This is a genomic window from Pseudomonas persica (assembly GCF_900291015.1).
GTDB lineage: Bacteria > Pseudomonadota > Gammaproteobacteria > Pseudomonadales > Pseudomonadaceae > Aquipseudomonas.
The window spans coordinates 1-268 of record NZ_OLKL01000168.1 but is presented as its reverse complement, the minus strand read 5'-3'; the positions used below and the strand labels follow the sequence as shown (position 1 = coordinate 268).

The window sequence follows — 268 nt, the reverse complement described above, 5'->3', positions numbered from 1 at the left end:
TGCTTAGAGTGTCCGCATTGCACAAGTACTACGGCGACAATCATGTGCTCAAGGGTGTCGACCTGGCGATCGAGGAGGGCGAGGTGGTCGCCATCATCGGCCGTAGCGGTTCCGGCAAGAGTACCTTCCTGCGTACCCTCAACGGCCTGGAGTCGATCAGCGATGGGGTGATCGAGGTGGATGGCGAATACCTGGATGCCGGCCGCGCCGTCTTGCGCTCGCTGCGGCAGAAGGTTGGCATGGTGTTCCAGCAGTTCAACCTCTTCCC

1 protein-coding gene is annotated in these 268 nt (G+C 60.8%); it reads left to right on the top strand.

Annotated elements, in window-relative coordinates; translation table 11 throughout:
* Positions 1–268, top strand: a 268-nt coding sequence (locus FQ664_RS26145) for an ATP-binding cassette domain-containing protein (protein ID WP_256676106.1), incomplete at both ends; no start/stop codon positions are given.